22 protein-coding genes and 1 pseudogene are annotated in these 19,755 nt (G+C 69.5%); 20 read left to right on the forward strand and 3 right to left on the reverse strand.

Annotated elements, in window-relative coordinates; all coding sequences use genetic code 11:
- Nucleotides 1-86: 86 nt before the first annotated feature.
- From fabG to LY41_RS05835, 19 genes are all read left to right on the forward strand, one after another.
- The gene (fabG, locus tag LY41_RS05745) at nucleotides 87-827 is read left to right on the forward strand and encodes a 3-oxoacyl-[acyl-carrier-protein] reductase (RefSeq protein WP_253862734.1); all 741 of its coding nucleotides are present in this window, start codon (nucleotides 87-89) and stop codon (nucleotides 825-827) included.
- Nucleotides 827-1,318, forward strand: coding sequence for an ApeI family dehydratase (locus tag LY41_RS05750; RefSeq protein ID WP_253862735.1), 492 nt, complete (start codon nucleotides 827-829; stop codon nucleotides 1,316-1,318). The genes fabG and LY41_RS05750 overlap by 1 nt, the downstream gene beginning before the upstream one ends.
- A complete protein-coding gene (locus LY41_RS05755; RefSeq protein WP_253862736.1) occupies nucleotides 1,315-1,827 on the forward strand; it encodes a 3-hydroxyacyl-ACP dehydratase FabZ family protein in 513 nt (170 codons plus the stop codon). The genes LY41_RS05750 and LY41_RS05755 overlap by 4 nt, the downstream gene beginning before the upstream one ends.
- Nucleotides 1,828-1,879: 52 nt before the next feature.
- Nucleotides 1,880-2,140: an acyl carrier protein gene (locus LY41_RS05760; protein ID WP_253862737.1), complete on the forward strand. Its 261-nt coding sequence runs from the start codon at nucleotides 1,880-1,882 to the stop codon at nucleotides 2,138-2,140.
- Nucleotides 2,141-2,143: 3 nt separating this feature from the next.
- A complete protein-coding gene (locus LY41_RS05765) occupies nucleotides 2,144-3,352 on the forward strand; it encodes a beta-ketoacyl-[acyl-carrier-protein] synthase family protein (RefSeq protein WP_253862738.1) in 1,209 nt (402 codons plus the stop codon).
- Entirely contained in the window at nucleotides 3,349-4,500 is a 1,152-nt protein-coding gene (locus LY41_RS05770) for a beta-ketoacyl synthase N-terminal-like domain-containing protein (protein ID WP_253862739.1), read from the forward strand. Before LY41_RS05765 ends, LY41_RS05770 begins: the two co-directional genes overlap by 4 nt.
- Nucleotides 4,501-4,534: 34 nt before the next feature.
- The gene (locus LY41_RS05775) at nucleotides 4,535-5,608 is read left to right on the forward strand and encodes a beta-ketoacyl synthase N-terminal-like domain-containing protein (protein WP_253862740.1); all 1,074 of its coding nucleotides are present in this window, start codon (nucleotides 4,535-4,537) and stop codon (nucleotides 5,606-5,608) included.
- Nucleotides 5,608-6,426, forward strand: a complete 819-nt coding sequence (locus LY41_RS05780; protein ID WP_253862741.1) for a beta-ketoacyl synthase N-terminal-like domain-containing protein — start codon at nucleotides 5,608-5,610, stop codon at nucleotides 6,424-6,426. The genes LY41_RS05775 and LY41_RS05780 overlap by 1 nt, the downstream gene beginning before the upstream one ends.
- Entirely contained in the window at nucleotides 6,423-7,220 is a 798-nt protein-coding gene (locus LY41_RS05785; RefSeq protein ID WP_253862742.1) for an alpha/beta fold hydrolase, read from the forward strand. The genes LY41_RS05780 and LY41_RS05785 overlap by 4 nt, the downstream gene beginning before the upstream one ends.
- Nucleotides 7,217-8,170 (forward strand): thioesterase family protein, encoded by a 954-nt coding sequence (locus tag LY41_RS05790; protein WP_253862743.1) that lies wholly within the window; start codon nucleotides 7,217-7,219, stop codon nucleotides 8,168-8,170. The genes LY41_RS05785 and LY41_RS05790 overlap by 4 nt, the downstream gene beginning before the upstream one ends.
- Entirely contained in the window at nucleotides 8,167-8,898 is a 732-nt protein-coding gene (locus tag LY41_RS05795; RefSeq protein WP_253862744.1) for a 2-hydroxychromene-2-carboxylate isomerase, read from the forward strand. Before LY41_RS05790 ends, LY41_RS05795 begins: the two co-directional genes overlap by 4 nt.
- 19 nt (nucleotides 8,899-8,917) lie before the next feature.
- Entirely contained in the window at nucleotides 8,918-9,367 is a 450-nt protein-coding gene (locus LY41_RS05800; protein ID WP_253862745.1) for a cobalamin B12-binding domain-containing protein, read from the forward strand.
- Nucleotides 9,364-10,704, forward strand: coding sequence for a methylaspartate mutase (locus tag LY41_RS05805; protein WP_253862746.1), 1,341 nt, complete (start codon nucleotides 9,364-9,366; stop codon nucleotides 10,702-10,704). Before LY41_RS05800 ends, LY41_RS05805 begins: the two co-directional genes overlap by 4 nt.
- Nucleotides 10,658-11,224: a hypothetical protein gene (locus LY41_RS05810; protein ID WP_253862747.1), complete on the forward strand. Its 567-nt coding sequence runs from the start codon at nucleotides 10,658-10,660 to the stop codon at nucleotides 11,222-11,224. Before LY41_RS05805 ends, LY41_RS05810 begins: the two co-directional genes overlap by 47 nt.
- Before the next feature lie 37 nt (nucleotides 11,225-11,261).
- Entirely contained in the window at nucleotides 11,262-11,771 is a 510-nt protein-coding gene (locus LY41_RS05815; protein WP_253862748.1) for a DUF3995 domain-containing protein, read from the forward strand.
- A 93-nt stretch (nucleotides 11,772-11,864) separates the two neighbouring features.
- Entirely contained in the window at nucleotides 11,865-12,152 is a 288-nt protein-coding gene (locus LY41_RS05820) for a DUF6403 family protein (RefSeq protein ID WP_301296757.1), read from the forward strand.
- On the forward strand, nucleotides 12,145-13,506 hold the full coding sequence (locus LY41_RS05825; protein WP_253862750.1) for a hypothetical protein: 1,362 nt from the start codon (nucleotides 12,145-12,147) through the stop codon (nucleotides 13,504-13,506). The genes LY41_RS05820 and LY41_RS05825 overlap by 8 nt, the downstream gene beginning before the upstream one ends.
- A gap of 6 nt (nucleotides 13,507-13,512) precedes the next feature.
- Entirely contained in the window at nucleotides 13,513-14,409 is an 897-nt protein-coding gene (locus LY41_RS05830; protein ID WP_253862751.1) for a hypothetical protein, read from the forward strand.
- A gap of 723 nt (nucleotides 14,410-15,132) precedes the next feature.
- A complete protein-coding gene (locus LY41_RS05835) occupies nucleotides 15,133-16,422 on the forward strand; it encodes a DUF222 domain-containing protein (protein WP_253862752.1) in 1,290 nt (429 codons plus the stop codon).
- Nucleotides 16,423-16,594: 172 nt separating this feature from the next.
- Here the strand turns inward: LY41_RS05835 and LY41_RS05840 are convergent.
- The 3 genes and pseudogenes from LY41_RS05840 to LY41_RS05850 all read right to left on the reverse strand — a co-directional run.
- Nucleotides 16,595-16,726 (reverse strand): annotated as a pseudogene (locus tag LY41_RS05840) (SigE family RNA polymerase sigma factor); the annotation flags it as partial.
- A 104-nt stretch (nucleotides 16,727-16,830) separates the two neighbouring features.
- Nucleotides 16,831-17,880 (reverse strand): 2,3-diaminopropionate biosynthesis protein SbnB, encoded by a 1,050-nt coding sequence (sbnB, locus tag LY41_RS05845; protein ID WP_253862753.1) that lies wholly within the window; start codon nucleotides 17,878-17,880, stop codon nucleotides 16,831-16,833.
- A gap of 98 nt (nucleotides 17,881-17,978) precedes the next feature.
- Nucleotides 17,979-18,593, reverse strand: coding sequence for a TetR/AcrR family transcriptional regulator (locus LY41_RS05850; RefSeq protein WP_253862754.1), 615 nt, complete (start codon nucleotides 18,591-18,593; stop codon nucleotides 17,979-17,981).
- 93 nt (nucleotides 18,594-18,686) lie between these two features.
- Between LY41_RS05850 and LY41_RS05855 the strand changes: the two genes are divergently transcribed.
- Nucleotides 18,687-19,736: an NAD(P)-dependent alcohol dehydrogenase gene (locus LY41_RS05855; RefSeq protein ID WP_253862755.1), complete on the forward strand. Its 1,050-nt coding sequence runs from the start codon at nucleotides 18,687-18,689 to the stop codon at nucleotides 19,734-19,736.
- The last annotated feature ends 19 nt before the right edge of the window (nucleotides 19,737-19,755 follow it).

The raw sequence follows: 19,755 nt of genomic DNA on the forward strand, positions 1-19,755 counted from the left end.
CCCCGGTGCTGCATCGATAGTTTTCAACTGGGACGCAATGAAAGTCACTCGAGTCCACACGAGACGCGAAGGCGATGAGGTTGACGATGTCTGAACAGCGTCGAGCACTGGTCACCGGGGCATCCCGGGGAATCGGAAAGGGAGTCGCCCTGCGGCTGGCCGACGACGGATTCGACGTGGCGTTCTGTTACCGGTCGGAATCCGCAGCCGCCGAGGAGACCGCCCGCCAACTGGACGAGCGCGGCGCGGCCACGTATCACGCGCCGTGCGACGTGGCCGACGCCGCGGATGTGGAAGCGTTCGTCAAAGCCGCCGAGGCCGAGATCGGCACCATCGACACGCTGGTCAACTCCGCGGGCATCACTCGGGACAATCCGGCCGTTCTCATGCCCGCCGAGGACTGGAACGCCGTCATCGACACGAACCTGTCGGGCACTTTCACGTTCTGTCGCCTGATGTCGTTCGGCTTCATGAAGCGCAAGCAGGGAACGATCATCAACATGTCGTCGGTCGCCGGCGTGTACGGCAACCGCACCCAGACCAACTATTCGGCGGCCAAGGCCGGAATCAACGGCATGAGCAAGTCGTTGGCGAAAGAGCTCGGACCGTACGGCGTGCGGGTGAACGTCGTGGCGCCCGGGTTCATCGAGACCGACATGACCGACGCGTTGGACGACAAGGCCCGCGCGGCAGCGCTGTCGAGCATCCCGCTCAACCGGTTGGGCAGCGTCGACGACGTCGCGGACATGGTCGCCTTCCTGTCATCGGACCGCGCCGGCTACATCACCGGACAGGTGTTCCAGGTCGACGGCGGGATCGTGATCTGATGACCGTCGACACGGAGACCACGGACCGCACACGGACGCCACACTCAGCCGAACGCCCCGATGAGGGCCGGAGCGGCGTCGACAACGCCGGAAAGTCCTACGCGGCACCCATCAGGGCGTTCGACACGCTGGACGTTCCGGAACCGGGCACCGCCGTGGCGGTGAAGGAGATCGTCGCCGAGGACGACTACCTGTCCGGGCACTATCCGCACCTCACCATCTACCCCGGCGTGTTCACGATCGAGACGGTCCAGCAGGCCGCACGGGCGGCTCTGGCGGCCGGCGGGATCGATGCGATGCTCACGGACGTCACGTCGGTGCGCTTCACGGGAACCCTCGTGCCCGGGGACACCATGACGACGACGCTCACCATCGGGACACCTGACGACGACGGTTCCCTCGTGGTGAAGGCACGGTGCCACCGACAGGACGGACGCAACTGCGCCCGGATCACGCTGCGACTCCGAACCCGGGAGGCGCAGTTGCGATGACCGTCGAAACTCCGGACACGACCGTCCACACGACACAGGCGCCCCTCGAGCACGCCGACCTGAAACGCATTCTCGCTCACCGGCACCCCATTCTGCAGCTCGACCGCGTGGTGGAGTTCGAACCGGGCAGGAGGATCGTCGCGATCAAAGCCGTGACCGGCACTGAGCCCTGCTACGGCGGTCTCAGCGACGACGCCGTGCACGCCGACCACGCCTACCCCGCCTCGTTGCTCATGGAGTCGATGGGACAGGCGAGCGCGGCGCTCTGGCTCCACTCGGCGATCCTCGCCGGCGAGCAGCCCCGCGGCACGCTCGTGTTCGGTTCCGCACGCGAGTTCACCATCGAAGGCGCCGCCTACCCCGGCGACGTGCTGCGCCACATCGTCGAACTCGACAGCACGAAGGGCGACAACGCCTTCATGCACGGCGAGACCTGGGCCGGCGACCGGCGGATCGTCACCGCCGACTCGATGCTCGTCGCCCTGCGCGACGACATGACACTCACCTGACCCCCGCCCGAACCGATCCGGGCGGTTTTCCCCGAACCCCAAGGAGAAACACATGAGCACGGCCATCGACCGGTCCAAGATGGAAGAACTGAAGGAAATCGTGGTGGAGGTTCTCGAGATCGAGGACGACGAACTCACCGACACGAGCCTGTTCATCGACGACCACGAGGCGGATTCGCTGCGTGCCATCGAGATCCTCGCCCGCATCGAGAAGAAGTACAAGGTCGACATCCCGCAGAGCGAGCTGCCGAAGATGGTGAATCTGCAGGAGGTCTACAACGTCGTCGCGCAGTACGCGGACTGGCAGGACTGAGACATGAACCGTCGAGTCGTCATCACCGGTGTCGGCCCGGTATCGAGCATCGGTACCGGCGCCGACGCGTTCACCGAGAGCCTGAAGGCCGGTCGCAGCGGGATCAGCCCGATCACGGGTTTCGACCCCACCGGCTTCCCGCACATCCATGCGGGCGAGGTCGACGACTTCGACCCCAAGGGCCTGCTGGAACGCATTTCCCCGCAGGACTGGGGCCGGACCAGCCTTTTCGCGGCCTCGGCGTCCCGGCTCGCCGTCACCGATGCCGGTATCGACCCGACGGAGCTGTCCCGGTCGGCCGCCGGCTCGTGCATGGGAACGACCGGCGGCGAGTCGCAGGTCCTCGAAGCGCTCACCGAGCACGCGCTCACCGTCGGCTTCGAGGGCGTCGACCGCGACCGCATGGGTCAGATCCCGAGCTCCCGGCTGGCCGTCGCGGCCAACCGGGAGCTCGGCCTGACCGGCGAAGCACTCACCCTTTCCACCGCGTGTTCGGCGAGCAACTACGCCATCGGGCACGCCTACGACCAGATCCACACCGGCGAACAGGACTACATGCTCGCGGGCGGGGCCGATTCGGTGAACCGCTGGAGCCACGCGGGGTTCTACCGCCTCGGCGCAGTGGCCGAACGCGACTGCAGGCCGTTCGACAAGGACCGGACCGGCATCATCACCGGCGAAGGCGGCGCCGTGGTCTTCCTGGAGAGCCTGGAGTCCGCGCTGGGCCGCGGGGCGCGGATCTACGCCGAGGTTCTCGGCTACGGGCTCAACTGCGACGCCGACCACATGACCGCTCCCAACAAGGACAGCATTGTGCAGTGCACGCGAATCGCCCACGGCAATGCCGGTATCGATCAGTCCGATGTGGACTACATCTGCGCCCACGGCACCGGAACGCCGGCGAACGACCTCACCGAGGCGACCGCGATGACGGAGGCGTTCGACGCGAACACCCCGCCGATCAGTTCCGTGAAGTCGATGCTCGGGCACACGATGGGTGCGGCCTCCGGGTTCAGCGCGATCGCAACGGTGCTCGGCATGCACCGGTCTTTCCTGCCGCCCACCATCAACTTCGCCATGCTGGACCCCGACATTCCGCACATCGACCCGGTTCCGAACAGAGCCAGGGAACAGACCGTGAACATCGCCCAGGTCAACGGGTTCGCCTTCGGCGGCAACAACGCCATCACGATCTTCGGACGGTACGCATGAGCACGCAGGCCCAGCAGACGCTGGCGATCACGGGGTGGAGCGCCGTGAGCCCGATCGGCATCGGCCCGGACACATTCACCGAGTCCTTCAACACCGGTGCCCGCGGCAACACCGACGTCACCGAGATGTTCGACGACGAACCCCTCCCCCGCTCCGACGCGTTCGCGATGCCCGACTTCAAGGCCAAGGACCACCTCGGCCGCAAAGGCACGTCCTTCCTCGACCGGAGCACCGCGCTGGCGATGGTGGCCTGCGGCGGTGCGCTCGCGGATGCCGAACTCGTGATCGACGAGGACAACGCGGAACGGGTCGGGGTCGCGCTCGGCACCACGGCAGGCAGCGTCAAGTCGACGAGCGACTACGGCAGGGCGACGTTCGTCGAGGACAAGCCGTACCTGGTGAATCCGCTGATCTTCCCCAACGCGGTGATGAACTGTGCCGCGGGACAGTCGGCCATCCGGTACCGGCTCAAGGGCGTCAACGCCACGCTCGCGGGCGGCCCCGCGGCCATGCTGTCCGGACTGCGCTACGCGCGCACCCAGATCGGACTCGACCGCGTGGAGACGCTCGTGGTCGGAGCCACCGAGGAGTTCGGTCCCCAGACCGCGTGGGCGAACGAGTTCGCCATGCGTGCGGGCGGCGGCGAGCTCTCCGCCGGTGAGGGCGCGGCGATGTTCGTCGTCGAGGACGCCGCACGAGTCCGTGATCAGGGCCGGGTGCCCGACGCAGAGGTACTTGCCGTCGAGGTCGCCACGCACGTCCCCGACACCGAGAGCGACCTGTCGCCCGATTTCTCGGCATCCCTCGCACGATGCATCGATCGTGCACTGACTCGTGCGGGAATCACCCCGGACGAGGTGTCCACCGTCGCGTCGGCGGAGAACACCATGCCCGCCACGGACCGTTACGAGGACTCCGCCATCACGTCCACGGTCGGCACCGCCGCCCACCGGATCCGGGTCAAGCAGCAGTTGGGTGAGGCCATGTCCGCGTCGGGAGCACTGCAGCTCGCCGCACTGCTCGCGGGCCACCGGAGCGGCGAGAGCCGCGACGGCGAGGTCTCCCTACTGACCGCACACACCCCCGACGGCGTCGTGGGCGCCGCGGTGCTTCGAGGCTGGAGGGGACGTGCACGCGCCTCCGAGTGAGACCGGAACTTCCGCCGCCGTCACCGGTGCGGCGATGACCACGTGCTTCGGTGACACCGACCGCACCGTCGACGCGCTCCTCGCCGGAGAGAGCGGTGTCGCCCCGCTTCGGGGAATGGACACCGAGGCGATGGGTGTCGTCTACGGCTACCCGATCGCCGACGGCGACGAGTCGCAGAGCCGCGCCTCCGGCTGGCTGACCGGCGTGATCCGCGACGCGACCGCGGGCCTGGAACTCGACGGCAGGCGGGTCGCCGTCGTCGTGGGCTCGGGCCTGCGGGAGCTCCGGAGCCTCGAACGGTGGCACCGCGACGGCGCCGCGTTCGGCGTGCGGCAGCTGCACTTCGACGAGGCGGTACGGGCGGCCCTGCCGGGCGTGGCCGAGGTACTCACGGTGTCCAACGCCTGCTCGGCGTCCGGATACGCGCTCGCGGTCGGCATGGACCTGCTCTCCGCCGACGAGGCGGACGTCGTCGTGGCCGCGGGCACCGACTCGAGGACCGAGAGCATGCTCACCATGATCGGAAAGATCGGCGACGAGCTGACGGCCGCCGTCGAGCCGTTCGACGTCGACAGGACGGGCGTGCTGCTCGGCGAGGGGGCCGCGGCGGTGGTGATCGAACGTGAGGCCCGCACCCCACTGGGGTGGATCCGCTCCGTCGGCTTGACCTGCGACGCCCACCACGAGACGGCGCCCGACCAGGCAGGCGTCGTCGGCGCGATGCGGGACGCGCACGAACGGGCGGGTGTCACTCCCGCCGACATCGGACTGGTCGTCGCGCACGGCACCGGAACGGCGCTGAACGACCCCACCGAGGCAGGCGCGCTCACCGAGACGTTCGGGACGTCCCGCCCGCAGATCACCGCGATCAAGGGCGCCACGGGACACACGTCGGGCGGCGCGTCGCTGATGAACACGATCGTCGCACTCACCGCGATGCGCACGGGCACGATCCCCGCCGTCACCGGCCTGCGGACCCCCATCGAACAGGCGGCCGGGTTGAACCTCGTCGTCGGCGACGCCGCACCGACCACGGCGACACTCGCGCAGGTCGACGCATTCGGATTCGGCGGTGTCAACGCGGTGACCGTTGTGGAGGTGGCGTGATGAGCGCACCAGCGTCCGGACAGCTGCCGGTTCCCCCGGTTTCCGTCACGGGTGCGGCCGTGCACCTTCCCGGATTGTCGGCCGCGGACATTCCCGGCGGACCGGCCGAACCTGCGGTGGCGCCCGCCGAGGCGTACCGGGTACTCGGCCGCAAGGGTCTGCTCGCCAAGGAACCGGCCACACGGCTGGCGATGTGCGCCGCGCAGACCGCGCTCGGGCTGGGCATCGGCAAAGTCGCCGGGCCCGTCGCGGGCGCCGAGGGGACGGGCGTCGTGGTCGCCTCGAACCTGGGCAACGTCGCGACCGTGTGCAACCTGGTCGACACCGTACGCACCGAGGGCAAGGACGGGGTGAGCATCATGGAGGGGCCCAACGCCTCCAGCAACGTCGTCGCCAGCAGCATCGCGCTGCGCTTCGGCTTCACCGGGCCGAACTTCCTCGTCTCCAGCGGCGCCACGGCCGGGCTCGACGCGGTGCGGCTGGGCTCACTGCTCGTGCGCGCGGGACGCACCCACCGCTGTGTCGTCGTCGGGGCCGAACCCGACGACGACATCGCCACCGCACTGCGCCCCGGCATCCGCGCGGCGGCCGCCGCCGTGGTCCTCGAACCCGACGCGGACGGCCCCCGGCTCGGCACGCTCACACGGTCCGCCGACGCACCCACGACCGGGACGGTAACCGGCCACGCCGGGGAGACCTACGGCGCCGAGGGGGTCGTCGAACTGGCGACCGCAGTCTCCGGGGACGCCGTTCCCGGGTCGGTGAGCTGCGGAGACCACCAGGACGGCTACGCGACACTGACCGTGGAGTCACGGTGACCGAGTGGCACAGGATCGCCGAACGGGACGGGGTCGGCGCGTGGGCGATGGGCACCGGTCCGACCGTGCTCACCGCACACGGCATCGAGGACAGCTGGCGCATCTGGACACCGATCGCCGAGCGCCTCGCCCGTGATTACCGGGTGGTCGCCCTCGATCTTCCGTGGCGGCCCGGCAACGACTACCGCTGGGCCGGCGACGGCACGCCGGGCGAATGGCTGGGCCATGCCGTCGACGTCGCGCTGGAGGCGGTCGGCGACCGGCAGCACCGGTTGCTGAGTCATTCGTTCGGTGCCACCGCGACGTTCGAACTCCTTGCCCACGGCCACCGTCCGACCAGCATCGTCCTGCTCGCCCCGTGCTACCGCGCCCCGCACACTCCGGTCGAGAGCCTGCGGGAACCGTGCAGGGAAGCACTGCGCGCCACCATCCGCACCGGCCTCCGTGTCGGGCTCGAAGGACGCTCCGTCGACCCCGACGTGTTCACCATCATGCAGCAGGGGCTGGAGGACCGGCTGATGCCACAGGTCTTCCCGGTGTTCTTCGACTTCTTCACGAGAACCGGCTACCTTGATCTGTCCGATGTGGACGTTCCCACACTCGTGGTCGCGGGAACCCACGACATCGCGTTGACGCGTGAACGCGCGGACGCGCTCGCCGAGCAGATGCCGCACACCACGGTGTCGATGTACGACCACTACACCCACTTCTGCCATCAGGAACAGCCCGCAGGCATCGCCGCCGAAGCGGCGGAGTTCCTGGCACGTCACGCACCGACCGGAGGACACGCATGACCACCATCACCGACACCGAGGCGACCACGCTGGAGGCGACACCCTCCTACGAGGGCGCGAACATCCGCACCTGGATCGGGTTCAAGCACTTCATGTACCTGGTCGAGGCGGCCGTTCTCGAACATTTCCGGGACAACGAGCTCGGGGCGCGCGAGCTGTATCACCGCCACGGTGTCGGGCTGGAGATCGTCGACTCGTCGGTGCAGCTGCCGCACGTACTGGAGGTCGACGACGACCTCGAGGTCGTCGTCGAGCCCGCGACGCGGCAGAAGCCGGGTCACGGCGCGGCGTTCACCGCGCGCATCCTGATCCGCAAGTCCGACGACAAGGTATTGGCTCTCAAAGGAAAGGTGCGCGTGGCGCTGATCGCGGAGAAGGATGCGCCCGCCTCCGAACCGGCTCCCTCGGCGGTCTCCGGACTCGTCCTGGACGAGGTCGCCGCACTCGCCGACGCGGACGAGACCGCACTTCCCATCTCCGACGGGCAGGACGCCGCCGATGTCCTGGCACCGCAGGGCTCGGGTGCCTACCTGTGGTCGTGGCGGGCACCGTACTTCTACTGCCACTACTCGGATCGCGTGCAGCACTCCGCCTACGTGCGGGCGATGGAGGAGGTCGTGGACCACTTCCTGCACGACCGCGGACTCGGCGTCGGCAAGATGCTGGAGGAACGCGCCTGGATCCCGGTGGTCTCACGCGCACGGGTCCGGCTGACGGCGGACGCGCACATGGAAGAGATCGTGCACACCGTGTTCACGGTGCAGGACTTCATCAAGGACATGTCCTACACCGCCACCTTCGACTGCTACGTACGACGGGGTGACCGGCTGGTCCGCACCGCAACCGGAACGATCATGCACGGGTACGCCATCAGCCGCGGCGAGAAGGCCGGCACCGTCGCCCTGCTCGACGAGGACACCAAGAAGGCGCTGACGGGAGACCGGGCATGAGCACGCCGAAACGCAAACCCCGCCTGTACTTCTCGCTGCGCAGTCCGTTCAGCTGGATGGCCGTTCGACAGCTCGAGCAGCGGGTGCCGAACGCCGACGAGAAGATCGACTACATTCCGTTCTTCGAACCGGACGAGGAATCGGCACGCGCACTGGCGCAGCGGGGCGGTGAGTTCCACTACGTCCACATGAGCAAGGCCAAGCACCTGTACATCCTCAACGACACCAAGCGGCTCGCCGCCAAGTTCGGCTATCGGATGCAGTGGCCGGTGGACGACGACCCGTGGTGGGAGCTGCCGCACCTGGCCTGGATCAAGGCCAGGGAAATGGGTGTGCACCGGGAGTTCTACCGTGCGGTGACCGCGGCGCGGTGGGAACGCGGCGAGAACATCTGCGACACCGAGAATCTGCGCGCGATCCTCGTCGAGGCCGACCTTCCCACGGATCCGCTGCTCGAGACTCCGTCCGATCCCGACATCCGTGCCGCCGGCGTGGACGCGCTGATGAAGGTCTACGACGACGACGTCTTCGGTGTGCCGTACTTCCGCTGGGGCTCGCAGAAGTTCTGGGGCCTTGATCGCCTCGACGACTTCCTCGCCGTGTTCGAGCCGGCGCTCGACCAGGGCCTGCCCGCGGGACCTTCCGAGGACCCGTTGGCGGATGTGCCGTCAGCAGTCACCGCGGCCGTCGGAGCCTTCGATCACGACACCGCGGGCGGCTGCGGCTGAGCCCGGGATCGGAGAGTTGATGTCCGAAGTGAGCCGGAGACGGCCGCTCGTGCTCGTGTCCAGTGTCTCGTCCGATTCGCACACCTGGAACCTGGTGTTTCTGCAACTGCTGCTGGAGGAGACGGGGCACGAGGTCGTGAACCTGGGTGCCTGTGTGCCCGACGAACTGCTGGTGTCCGAGTGCGCGGCCCATCGGCCCGACGCGGTGGTCATCAGCACCGTCAACGGGCACGGACACGTCGACGGGCAGCGGCTCATCGACCGGGTCCGTGCCGACGAGCGACTGTCGGACCTGCCGGTGGTCATCGGCGGGAAATTGGGGGTGGGCGACGAGGACGACACCGCACTCGCCGCAGGCCTCGTGCAGCGCGGCTTCAACGCCGTGTTCGCCGACAACGCCGACCCCGCGAGCTTCGTGCGGTATCTCGAATCCGTCGCCCCGCCGAGACTGGTACGGGACGCCGGATGAGTCGTGACCCCGCCCCGGTGCAGTGCCGCGACACCGCACCGGTACCCGAGCCGAACGGCTCGTTCGCCGCCGTCGTACGCGATGCGGCGGACACCGGCGAACTGGTCGTCCAGCCGCGGATGGGCTTCTCCGCACCCGAGCGGATGCGGGCCGGACTGTCGGCCACCCGGGATGCGGACGCGGCGACGGTCGGCACGATCACCCTGGACAGTTACACCCGCGTCGGGGATTTCGCCGCGCTCCGCCGTGCCGATGCCGACGGGACCGACCTCAACGGCTACCCGCTCGTCACCGCGGACAAGACGGTCACCACGACGATGCTGGACGACGTCCGCACCGCCCGGTTCCCCGTTCAAGTGCGGCACGGCAGTGCCCGTCCCGGGCCGATCGTCGACACGCTCATCGAGCTCGGCATCGACGCCACGGAAGGCGGTCCGGTGTCGTACTGTCTGCCTTACGGACGGGTGCCGCTGCGCGAATCGGTCGGCGCTTGGGCCTCGGCGACCGCACGGTTCGCCACCGTCGGACCACGCGCGCATGTCGAGACCTTCGGCGGCTGCATGCTCGGCCAGCTCTGCCCGCCCGCACTACTGATCGCGGTCTCGGTGCTGGAAGGCATGTTCTTCGCCCAGCACGGGATCCGCTCGGTGTCGCTGTCGCTGACCCAGCAGACCAGCATGCACCAGGACCTCGAGGCCCTGCACGCTCTGCGCGCGATCGCCGATCGTCATCTCACCGGGCTCGACCGCCACATCGTGGTGTACGCGTACATGGGTGTGTATCCGCGATCGGCATCCGGAGCGGTCACCCTGCTCACCGACTCCGCGAGGCTGGCGGTCCTCGGCGGAGCGGAACGGCTGATCGTGAAGACCGCGGCCGAGGCGTTCCGGATCCCCACGATCGAGGAGAACGTCATTGCGCTGGAGCAGGCGGCGGCGACCGCCCGGCACGACGTCCCCGACGGCGAGGCAGTACCGGACACCGGGATCCGCGCCGATGCGGACACGCTCATCGAGGCCGTGCTGGCGTTGGACGACGACATCGGCGCGGCACTGGTCAAGGCCTTCGAACTGGGGCTGCTCGACGTTCCGTACTGCCTGCACACCGACAACGCGGGCCGAACCCGCAGCTACGTCGACGAGAGCGGTCGCGTGTGCTGGTCGGACGTGGGCTCGTTGCCCGTCCGTCCCGGTGCCGATCTCCGGCCGCGACACGTCGGCAGTGCGGAGCTGCTCGGCGCGCTGAACCACGTCCGCCACCGCTACGACGCGGCCGAACCCGAGGAGACCTATGACCTACCGGCTGGAACAGCTGCTCCCCGATCACGACCGGCGTGAATACCACGAGACGCGCGTTCCGGGCCCGCCGGAGATCGCGTGGGCCGCGCTGACCGACCTGCGCGTGCGGGACCTTCCCCTCAGCACCCTGCTCAGCAGACTGCGGGGCGGGCCGAAGGCGTGGTTCGCCCCGTTCGACGGCGGTGACGGGCGCGCGCTCGACAACGTGCCGCCGCGCGAGCTCTGCGCCGACCCGCCGAGGGAACTGATCCTGGGTGACATCGCCGACTACACCGGCAGTGGCCCGACCCGACCGGACGTGCCCCGCGGAGACCTGGAGAGTTTTCTCAGGTTCGACGAGCCAGGATGGACCAAGGTCGCGATGAACTTCAGGTTCGCCGCCGACGGCCGGGAAACCCGGCTGTCCACGGAAACCAGGGTGCTGGCGACCGACGAGGGCGCACGGAAGGCGTTCGCGAAGTACTGGCTGCTCGTGCGCGCGGGAAGTGGACTGATCCGGCGCGACATCCTGTCCGCGGTCCGCTCGGCTGCGGCGGAGAGAACACGGCCCGGAATCTGACCGGACGAACGAACGGAAGCGGGGAACAATGACGAGCATGACCGAGCCGGCCGCGCGACCCGAACGTGGCCGGCCCGTGTGGGCCGCCTACGCCTCGGCGGTCTGGGGTGGTCTCTTCGCCGCGATCAGCCTCTACTGGGCCCTCGGCGGCCTCATCGGGATCGAGACCGTGGGCGGCGAGATCGAGAAGATGGCCCGCGCCGGTGAAGCGGGCCTGCTCGCGTGGGGCGCGACGATCGTCAAGACCGCCGGCGTGGTCTACTCCCTCGCTCTGGTGCAGCGCTGGGGGCGGATTTTCCCGCGCATGCTGATGCTGGCGAGCGGATGGGCCGCCACCGTGCTGCTGCTCGGCTACGGGGGCGTGACGGTCGGTACCGAACTGCTCGTCGCCACCGGCGTGCTGGACGCCCCCGCCGCGATCGACTGGTACGCCTTCTACTGGCACCTCGCACTGTGGGATCCGTGGTTCGTGCTCTGGGGAATCCTGTTGGGGATCGCCGTGGTTCATTACCAGCGCGCAACGCGACGCCCCGGAACCGCACGGTGACACTCCGCGGGCGCGGACTGTGACTTGTGCCCGAGATGTCAGGTCCGGCCGCGGAGCCGGCACCGTATCGGCGATACTCCTGCGGTGACCTGGATGATCTGGCTCATCGGCGGCCTCGTGCTGATCGGCGCCGGCGTGGTGAGCGCCTACCTGCCACGGCTGCGCGCCCACGCGGCGCGGAAGCGCGCGGCCTGGGCGACGGCGAAGGCGGCGATCGCCGCCGCCGGCGTGAGCCGCGACGCCTGCGCCGCCGACGTTCCCGAGGCGCGGCGACTGCTCGCCGAGGCCGAGGCGCTCAGCGGTGGCCCGGACGCCGCACGGACCGCGACCGAACTGGCCGAACGCGCCGACAGGCTGTGGCAGGAAGCGTGCGATGAGTAAGAACACGTTCGGCATCGCACGATGGGTGCTGGCAGGCGTCGCGATCGCCGTCGCGGTGATCTTCCTGCTGCAGCAGCGCCAGGGCGACATCGATGTCAGCTACGGCGAGTCGCCGTCCTCGGACTACGAGGAGGGCGAATCGGGCGAGCTGAGCGACCACACCGTGCCCTCCACCGACGAGATGGTGCGGCAGGTGCAGGCCGAACCGGTCGTCCGCCTGCCGGGAGCGAGCGCGAAGTGGAACCGGCAGTGGCTGCGCGAGCACGTCGACACCGCGGGCGTCCGGCTGCTGTTCGCCCCACCCGGACTGGACGAGCAGGAAACCGAACGCGTACTCGCCGTGGTCGAGGACGACAGCATCGCCGACGCACCGTTCGACCTGGTCACGGTCACCGGCACGAAGGTCAGAGGCGGCCCGTACACGGCTGCGGCCGACGACATCGACGGGTTCCAGCGGCAGTTCGCCGCAGGCGACGTCACGGGGCTGCTCGCCGCGGTGATCACCGGCATGCGGGACGCGGGAGACCCGCCGACGGCGCCCGGCCTGACCTGGCGCGAACCGACCTCGGCCGAACTCGGCACCGTGACCGCCGACCTCGAACGCGACCGGCTGCACGTGGCCGACGGGGCGACGCTGTCCGACGTGCCCGGCAACGCGGCGAACGCCTTCCCCGACACCGAGCCGATGATCGTGGCGCTGCCGCAACAGGACACCGGCCGCCCGGTACCGGACTACGCACCGGCCCTCGCCGAGCGGTTCCCGGACACGCCGGTCGTCGTGCTGTACGGCAACTACGTCGACTACGCGGGTCCGTACCGCGACCAGTTCTACGAGGTGGCCACCGCCGGGGTCTACGGCATGCTGGGCGACCGGATCAGCCGCTACGACTACCCGCAGGACAACGTCCTGTTCGCATGGCTGAACAAGGTGACCGACATCCGGTACGCGGGCCTGTTCGACCGCCCGTTGCCGTACCAGCCGTTCGACCCGCTGAAGGTCACGTTGCCTGCGCTGCCGTTCGTGTTCGCCGCGTGCGTGCTCGGCGTCATCGTCCTGTCGGTGACGGCGCTGCGCCGCAGGCCCTCGCACGGCAGGCCGCCGACGGTGCGCCTGGCCGCGCTGTCGGCCTTGTCGGTCGAGGTGTCCGGCCTGACGACCGAGGCGAGCAACCCGTCACTGACCCGCGCGATCACCCATCTCGACGCGGCGCGGGAACGGGACGGATCCGCAGTGGGCAGACGGGCCGCCCACAACCTCCTCGACAAGGCCGAGCACGAACTGGCCGAGACGGCACGGCTGATCGAGCGCAGTGACTACGAGCCGCGGCACTACACCGCAGGCTGGGGAGTGTGATCGGCGATGACCGTGTTCAAGAAGCCGTTCGCACTGGCCGTGCTCGTCGCCGTCGCGTTCGCGGCCTGGGCGGCCATCACCGGCGGGCTCTTCGACGGCGCCGTCGCCAGCAAGCTCCGCGGTTCGTCGGTCTACGCCGCCGCGGACTACGACCTCGACGTCGCCGCGGCGGAACGAGTGATCGGGAACCGCAAACTCACCGTCGGGTTCCTCTCCCCCGGCGACGACGCGAGCGAGGTCTGCGACGACGTGGCCGGCGCCGCAGACGGCACCCTCTTCGTCGCCATGACCAGGGAGGGCGGCGAGTGGTCGTCGTACGGGTGCAGCCACCACACCGACGAGATCGGACAGGCCATGGTCGCCGAGTCGGTCATCGCGCGCGGCACCGACACGTTCACCGACCGTCCCGTCGAAGCGCTGAAGGTCATGGTCGTGAACTTCGACCAGCTCGTCCGCTCCGGGACCGTGCCCGACGGCGCGCGGACGATCGACCCGCCGCTGCCGCGGTACCTGCTCGCGGGCGCGTTGCTCGGTGCCGTCGCGGCAGGCTCGGCAGTGGCCTACCTGGTCGCGCGGGCGATCGGCAGACGGGCGGCAAGGCACCGGATCGAGGCCGAGACCGGCGACGACGCCCGCAGCGTGCTCAATGCCGAGACCGGCGCGGTGTCCCGGACGATCATCGACCTGGACAAGGCCTACGCACGTGCGGCCCGCGGATCGGCGACACCGCAGCGGAACTTCGTCACACGCTACCGCCGGCTGATCGACGAATACGTCGCACTCACCGGCGAGGTCGCGGCGGCGGGCGAGGACGACCTGGACAGCCTGGTCGAACGGGCACGCGAACTGCACCGGAAGGCCACGCAGCTGGAGGACGAGGTTCCCGGCGTACACGCGACGTGACCACCGCCGCGCAAAGCAACGCGCTCGGACGCGCGTGTTGTGTATTCCGGGGCGCGTGTTGTGCTTTCCGGGGCCCGTGTTGCGGATTCCGGGGCCCGTGTTGCGGATTCCGGGGGCCGTGTTGCGGATTCCGGGGTTCGTGTTGTGCGTTCCGGGGTTCGTCGTGGGGTCGTGCCCTCGTTGGTCGGTTCGGTCTGTGCCGGGTCTCTCGGTGTTCGGGTTGCGGGGTTCGCCGTGTGGGTGGGTTTCGGGGTGGCTGCGGTTGTCGGGGTTGGGGTGCCCTCGCCGGGCGGGCAGGTATCCGGGATGGACACCGGTGTCGTGTCCTTTCGTCGACCTGGTTCGGCGTGATCGGTGGGGGGTCAGGTCGACGAGAGGACACTCCACGGGGTGGCCACTGCTGGGGTGCTGCTGCCGGGTGGGCGGGCCTCTCGGGGTAGCACTGCGGCCGGCGTCGCGGCGCTCCTGGTCGTTTCCCGGATGGCATTGCGACCGGCGTCGCGTTGCTCCTGGTCGTTTCCCGGTCGACGCTGCGGGGAGTGGGCAGTTCGGGGTCGTGGCCGAGTGGACACTGCGGAGCCGCGGCCGGGTGGGCGCTCTTGCAGCGCTGCCGCCAGGGAAAAGGAAGCCGGGCGGCACTGCACTCGGCGTCATTTCTGGTCGTTTCGGGATGGGCACGTGTGAGTGATTTGATTCGCACCCCTGTTCGGTATTATGAGTGGCGTGAATGATGCTGGGGATGTGGTGGCGACCGCGCGGACGGTGCGGGAGTGGCGGGCGCGGGCCGATGCGGCCGAGGTCGCGTTCCTCGCCTCGGTCGACACCGGCCCCCGGCCGAACGACGCGGACTGGCCGAAACGCTCGCGCCCGAACTGCGCTTGTCACCGCGAGAGGTCGAGACCCGCATCCAGGCCGGCCGCGATGGACCTGACCCGGCGGATGCCGCGGGTGTTGGCGGCGATGCGGAGCGGGTGGATGGATGGCTACGGGGCCCGCCGAGTACTGCGGGGGATCGCACCCCTGTCCGACGAGCACGCCCGCCAGGTCGATGAGCTGCTGGCCGACAAACTGGCCGAGGCGCCGGTGTCGTCGTGGCAGCCGGCCACCCTGGCCCGGCAGGTGGCCCGCCTGGTGCAGCGGGTCGATCCGGGTGGGCAGACCGCCCGCGCCCGCACCGCCCACCAGGGCCGCCTGGTGCAGCTCGACCACGGTGAACACGCCCACTCCCGCCTGACGATCGATCTGCGCAGCGAGGTGGCCTCGGCCTGTTACTCGCGGGTGGATGCGATGGCCCGCCGGCTGCGCCGCGGCGGAGAGCAACGCACCCTGGACCAGTTGCGGGCCGACCTCACCGCCGACCTGTTGCTCGGCAACCAGCCCGGCGTGACCGTGCCGGAGGCCGCCGCCAGGGTGTATGTGCACCTGCCCATCGACGCCGCCCTGTCCATGTCTGATACCGGCTGCGAACTCGACGGGTACGGGCCCATCCCCGCCCCCATCGCCCGGGAGATCATGACCGGCGAGAAGAGCGTGTGGCGGGCGGTGCTGTGCGACCCGGCCACCGGTGACCCGGTCGACCTCGGCCGCACCCGGCGACGGCCCACCGCCACCATGCGCGAACTCGTCCGCGTACGCGATCGCGAGTGTGTCGTCCCGTGGTGCCACCGGCCCGCCCGGCAGTGCGATCTCGACCACGAACACGAATGGGCCGCACACCACGGCGCGACCGCGGTGGACAACACCGGACCCCGCTGCCGACGCCACCACACGATGAAGAACACACCCGGCTGGACCAGCCGCTACGACCCCACCCGCGGCACCACCCACATCACCACACCCACCGGCGCCACCTACACCGGCCGACGCGAACCCATCCTCACCCCACAACCAGCACGACCAGCACGACCAGCACGATCGCCGCGATTCGAACCGAAGGAACCACCGGCGCAGTCGCCGCCCCACGACGAACGACCGGCACCACCATCCGAACCTGACGAACCGCCACCGTTCTGACCACGCTCGAACACCGACCGCCCCGGTGCACTCGTGGCACGCGCCCGGCGTACCACGGTTTCCCGTCCGGCACGTCGGGCCGAGTTCCACCCGCGCGCGCCCGGCGTTCTGACCACACCCAAAACAGCGCCCGGCCGCACCCGGCCGCTCCGACTCACGTCCACCAGCAGGTCTTCACCAGCGTCGTCTGTACGAGGTCCTCGGCGAGATGCCAGTCGCCGCACAGCAGGTACGCGCTACGACGCAGCGCCGCAGAATGGGCGTGGGCGAACTAGCGAAACCGTTCCTCATCAGACTTCCGCATCCGTGCTCCCTTCCAACACCACTACTGCATACGGACAGGGGTCCGGGACGGTTGCTCACTTCCGCCGAAACGGAATCGGTGACCGGGCGATCGGGAGCACGGCGTCACACGGCGAAGAAGTCCCCGACGACCTGCCCGCCGCCGCGCGCGGCGACCTCGTCGTGGACCCAACCACCGACCGCGACGTCCAGTACCCCGAGACCGAACGGCGCGAAGATCGCCGCCTTCCCCGGATCCCGCGCGAGGTCGCCGCGCACGACGTCGGCGATCGTGCCGTCGACGAACTCCCGGTGACCGGCCTGCTGTTCGGCCAGATGCAGCGACGTCCGCTCCCGCACGGCGTGCTCGACGTCGTCGGTGACATTGGTGGCGGCCAGCACGAGTTCGGGCGCGAAGTCACGCAGCGAGAGGTGCAGCACGACCGGAGCATCGGCCACCAGCGCGGGGTCGGCCAGGTGCGGCGTGCCGGCCACCGTGGCGACGACGACGAGGTCCGCACCGTCGAACGCGCCGGACACGTCGTCGACCACCGTCACCGGCGCCGCGGGCCCGTCGGCGGCGAGCACCCCGGAGAACCTCTCGGCGTTGCCGCGGTCGGTGTCGAACAGGGCGAACTCGCCGATGTCCCACGACAGGTCGCGCAGGAACATCCGCACGTGGTCGCTGATCAGCCCCGTTCCGACGAACCCGACCTTCCCTGCCCTGCGCGCGCCGAGCAGTTCCTGCGCACCCAGCACCGCGGAGGCCGCAGTGCGGGTCGCGGAGATGATCGACGCCTCGAGCACGGCGTACGGATAGCCGGTGTCGTAGTCGTTGAGCAGCATCGCCGCCGAGGCACGGGGAAAACCGTGGGCGACGTTGCCGGGGTAGCTGGCGACCCATTTGATGCCGGAACGCGGTGTGCCACCGTCGGAAGCGGCATCGAGGAACGCGGGCAACGCGATGATCCGGTCGTCGGGCCTGCCGGGAAAACGCAGGAAACTCGAATGCGGGTTGGCGCTCGCACCGTCGGCATGCGCCAGATAGGCCTCGCGAACGACCTCAAGCACGCCTTCGCGGTTCCCCTCGATCATCGCGATCACGTCCGCGGCGCCGATGACGCGCAGCCCTTCGGGCGGTGCGGGTGCGGCGTGTGCGGGCGGCTGTTCAGACACGTGCGGTCCTCCTCGTGGATCGGGATGTGGCCGGGAGCCATCCTGCCCTGGCAGCGGCGACCCACTGCGGACAGGCGAGACCGGACCGGCGCCGGGACTCAGTGGCCGCCGGACTGCTGCCGGTGCCCCTCGATGGCGAGCCGGGCGGCGGCGACGGATTTGCGTACCACCAGCTCGGGCGCATAGCCGTGTTTCGAGAACACCCCGTCGAGCCAGAACATGCCGTAGCCGTGCGCCTGGGTGAACAGCTGCTCCATGAGTTCGAGCGCACTCTCGGGCCGATCCGACACCGCCAGGCACAACATGAGGAACTGGTCCGTCAGGCGCCGGGTCTGGTCACTCAGTTCCGGGTAGTCGCGGACCTGCAGCCGGTCGGCATAGATGACGTTCATCCCCGCACGGCGTTCGATGACGTACTCGGTGTAGGCGCCCGCCGCCGCGGAGAGCGCGTCGACCGGGTCGGACACACCCTCGGCGGCCGCGGCGACCCGGTCCGCGAGCTGGCTCGCGACGGCCGTGGCGACGGCGGCGAGCAGACTCTCCCGCTCGGGAAAGTGCCGGTACGGGGCGCCGGGACTGACCTGTGCGCGCCGGGCCACCTCGGCCACCGAGAAGGCGGCGACCCCCTCCTCCGCGATCAGGTCGAGCGCGACGCGCACGAGTTCGTCGCGCAGCTCGCCGCGGTGATACCGCTCGCCCATGGCCTGGATCACGTCTCTCGGTCGGAATATGTAAGAGCCCTCTCACGTAGACGTGTAAGAGGCCTCTTACAGCGGGGCACGTGATCGATTATCGCAGGAGTTCTGATGAGCACAACGGCGCACGCCATCGCTGCACCGGGCCCGGGCGCACCGCTCGAGCAGACGACGATCCAGCGGCGTGACCTGCGCCCCGACGACGTTCTGATCGACATCGCCTACGCCGGTATCTGCCACAGCGACATCCACCAGGCGCGGGGTGAATGGGGCGAGGCGATCTTCCCGATGGTGCCGGGACACGAGATCGCCGGCACGGTCGCCGCGGTGGGATCCGCCGTGACCGAGTACCAGGTCGGCGACCGGGTCGGGGTCGGCTGCATGGTCGACTCGTGCGGCGAGTGCGATTACTGCCTCGCCGACACCGAGCAGTTCTGCGTCAAGGGCAATGTCCAGACCTACAACGGCGTGGGCTTCGACGGTGAGAACACCTACGGCGGCTACAGCAGGCAGGTCGTGGTCAAGGATGCCTTCGTCTGCCGCATCCCGGAGGGCATCGGCCTCGACGTCGCCGCGCCGCTGCTCTGCGCCGGCATCACCACGTACTCGCCGCTGCGCCAGTGGGGCGCAGGACCCGGCAAGAAGGTGGCGGTGGTCGGCCTGGGCGGGCTCGGCCACGTAGCCGTGAAGCTGGCGGCCGCGATGGGCGCCGAGGTGACGGTGCTGAGCCAGAGCCTGAAGAAGCAGGAGGACGGCAAGCGGCTCGGCGCGGCCGAGTACCACGCCACCGCCGACGAGGCGACCTTCGACGTGCTGCGCGGGCGGTTCGACCTGATCCTCAACACGGTGTCGGCGCAGATCCCCGTCGACGCCTACCTCGGCCTGCTGCGGGTCGGCGGAGCGATGGTGAACGTCGGCGCGCCCGGCGAACCGTTGTCCTACAACGCGTTCTCGCTGATCGCGGGCAACAAGGCGCTGGCGGGTTCGATGATCGGCGGCATCGCGGAAACCCAGGAGATGCTGGACTTCTGTGCCGAGCACGGGATCGGCGCCGACATCGAGACGATCTCGGCGGCGGACGTCAACGACGCCTACGAGCGCGTGGCGGCCAGCGACGTGCGCTACCGCTTCGTGATCGACACCGCCACGATCGGCGCCTGATCGCGCCACCGCGGCCCGG

Origin of the sequence: Prauserella halophila (assembly GCF_024171895.1) — a bacterium.
GTDB lineage: Bacteria > Actinomycetota > Actinomycetes > Mycobacteriales > Pseudonocardiaceae > Prauserella > Prauserella halophila.

Coding starts and splice junctions, on each gene's coding strand:
- fabG (WP_253862734.1), top strand. CDS start 87: ATGTCTGAACAGCGTCGAGCACTGGTCACCGGGGCATCCCGGGGAATC.
- LY41_RS05780 (WP_253862741.1), top strand. CDS start 5,608: ATGAGCGCACCAGCGTCCGGACAGCTGCCGGTTCCCCCGGTTTCCGTC.
- LY41_RS05800 (WP_253862745.1), top strand. CDS start 8,918: ATGTCCGAAGTGAGCCGGAGACGGCCGCTCGTGCTCGTGTCCAGTGTC.
- LY41_RS05810 (WP_253862747.1), top strand. CDS start 10,658: ATGACCTACCGGCTGGAACAGCTGCTCCCCGATCACGACCGGCGTGAA.
- LY41_RS05760 (WP_253862737.1), top strand. CDS start 1,880: ATGAGCACGGCCATCGACCGGTCCAAGATGGAAGAACTGAAGGAAATC.
- LY41_RS05750 (WP_253862735.1), top strand. CDS start 827: ATGACCGTCGACACGGAGACCACGGACCGCACACGGACGCCACACTCA.
- LY41_RS05830 (WP_253862751.1), top strand. CDS start 13,513: ATGACCGTGTTCAAGAAGCCGTTCGCACTGGCCGTGCTCGTCGCCGTC.
- LY41_RS05790 (WP_253862743.1), top strand. CDS start 7,217: ATGACCACCATCACCGACACCGAGGCGACCACGCTGGAGGCGACACCC.
- LY41_RS05755 (WP_253862736.1), top strand. CDS start 1,315: ATGACCGTCGAAACTCCGGACACGACCGTCCACACGACACAGGCGCCC.
- LY41_RS05795 (WP_253862744.1), top strand. CDS start 8,167: ATGAGCACGCCGAAACGCAAACCCCGCCTGTACTTCTCGCTGCGCAGT.
- LY41_RS05820 (WP_301296757.1), top strand. CDS start 11,865: ATGATCTGGCTCATCGGCGGCCTCGTGCTGATCGGCGCCGGCGTGGTG.
- LY41_RS05765 (WP_253862738.1), top strand. CDS start 2,144: ATGAACCGTCGAGTCGTCATCACCGGTGTCGGCCCGGTATCGAGCATC.
- LY41_RS05815 (WP_253862748.1), top strand. CDS start 11,262: ATGACCGAGCCGGCCGCGCGACCCGAACGTGGCCGGCCCGTGTGGGCC.
- LY41_RS05770 (WP_253862739.1), top strand. CDS start 3,349: ATGAGCACGCAGGCCCAGCAGACGCTGGCGATCACGGGGTGGAGCGCC.
- LY41_RS05855 (WP_253862755.1), top strand. CDS start 18,687: ATGAGCACAACGGCGCACGCCATCGCTGCACCGGGCCCGGGCGCACCG.
- LY41_RS05775 (WP_253862740.1), top strand. CDS start 4,535: ATGACCACGTGCTTCGGTGACACCGACCGCACCGTCGACGCGCTCCTC.
- LY41_RS05825 (WP_253862750.1), top strand. CDS start 12,145: ATGAGTAAGAACACGTTCGGCATCGCACGATGGGTGCTGGCAGGCGTC.
- LY41_RS05805 (WP_253862746.1), top strand. CDS start 9,364: ATGAGTCGTGACCCCGCCCCGGTGCAGTGCCGCGACACCGCACCGGTA.